2 protein-coding genes and 1 tRNA gene are annotated in these 1,144 nt (G+C 70.3%); 2 read left to right on the top strand and 1 reads right to left on the bottom strand.

The genetic code is table 11. The features are described 5' to 3' along the window. Together ACM2XV_RS15500 and ACM2XV_RS15495 are read left to right on the top strand one after the other, a co-directional pair. On the top strand, window positions 1-329 hold a 329-nt coding region (locus ACM2XV_RS15500), incomplete at its 5' end, for a universal stress protein (protein ID WP_487027598.1). A 3-nt stretch (window positions 330-332) separates the two neighbouring features. Continuing rightward, a complete protein-coding gene (locus ACM2XV_RS15495; protein ID WP_487027599.1) occupies window positions 333-1,103 on the top strand; it encodes a HEAT repeat domain-containing protein in 771 nt (256 codons plus the stop codon). Here the strand turns inward: ACM2XV_RS15495 and ACM2XV_RS15490 are convergent. Continuing rightward, window positions 1,063-1,135 (bottom strand) — tRNA-Val (locus tag ACM2XV_RS15490). The two genes, ACM2XV_RS15495 and ACM2XV_RS15490, sit on opposite strands and share 41 nt — an antisense overlap. Window positions 1,136-1,144: the final 9 nt, after the last annotated feature.

The following is a 1,144-nucleotide window of genomic DNA, read 5'->3' as shown; positions in this document are numbered from 1 at the left end:
TCGTGCACGTCTGGCAGGAGCCCACGCCGTGGCAGGACGCCTACCTGCCGCCCGACGACGGCTTCCTCGAATCGCTGCAGAAGGTGCACCAGGACGTGCTCGACGAATCGGTGGCGCAGTTCGGCGACGATTGGCCCGAGCTCGTCATCACGAAGAAGCTGGTCCACGGGCTGGCACCCTGGGGGCTGCTGGACCAGGCGGCGCGCGGCTCGCTGCTCGTGGTCGGCACGCGTTCGTCGCGGGGCATCCAGCGCTTCTTCCTCGGCTCGGTCAGCCACACCGTCGTACTCAACCTCGAGGGCCCCACGATCGTCGTGCCGCAGAAGTAGCTCATGACGGCACGGACGGATGCTCAGGACGATCTCGTCTCGACGCGGCGCAAGCCGCTGCATCTGCTCAAGTACCTCGACGAGAACTCCTGGCTGCCGGGGCCCCGCGCGAACCTGACGCTGGTGGATGCCTTCGCCGACGTCGCCCCCGAGGAGATCGTCTGGCAGCTGACGGGGTCGCCCGACGAATTCCGCAGGCTGTGCGGGGCCGCCGCTCTCGGGCGGCTCTACCTCGAGCGGCCAGGCGACGCTGCCGTGCTCGAGCGGCTCACCGAACTCGCGGTGGACGACAACTGGCGCGTGCGCGAGGGCGTCGCGATGGCCCTGCAGCGCGTGGGGGACGCATCCCCCGAGCTGCTGCTGGCGCTGGTCGACGGATTCCTCGCAGGGTCGTCGCGCGTGGTGCGCGCCGCCGTCGCCGGGATCTGCGAGCCGCGGCTGCTGCGCACGCCGCGCATGGCGGAGGCGGCTCTCGACGCCTGTCGTCGGGCGACCGAGCACCTGCAGACCGTGCCGTTCGAGCAGCGCCGCCACGACGACGTGCGCACCCTGCGGCAGGCGCTGGGCTACTGCTGGAGCGTCGCGATCGCCGCAGCGCCGGAACGTGGGCCCGCTCTCTGGCGTGAGCTCGAGGCGCGCGCCGCGAGCGACGCCGACATCGCCTGGATCGTGAGCGAGAACCTCACGAAGGCGCGGCTCAAGAGAGTACTGAGTCTCCACAAAGACGAAGGCGTGGGCCCTGCCGGGCTCGAACCGACGACACCTGCGGTGTAAACGCAGTGCTCTACCAACTGAGCTAAAGGCCCCTCGGGACG

The sequence above is a fragment of the Gryllotalpicola sp. CP2-P1 genome (genome assembly GCF_057512245.1).
The sequence above is the reverse complement of the archived record's forward strand: the minus strand, read 5'-3'. Positions and strand labels throughout refer to the sequence as shown.

Excerpts from the sequence above, each read along its gene's own strand:
- ACM2XV_RS15495 (WP_487027599.1), top strand. The coding sequence starts at position 333 with ATGACGGCACGGACGGATGCTCAGGACGATCTCGTCTCGACGCGGCGC.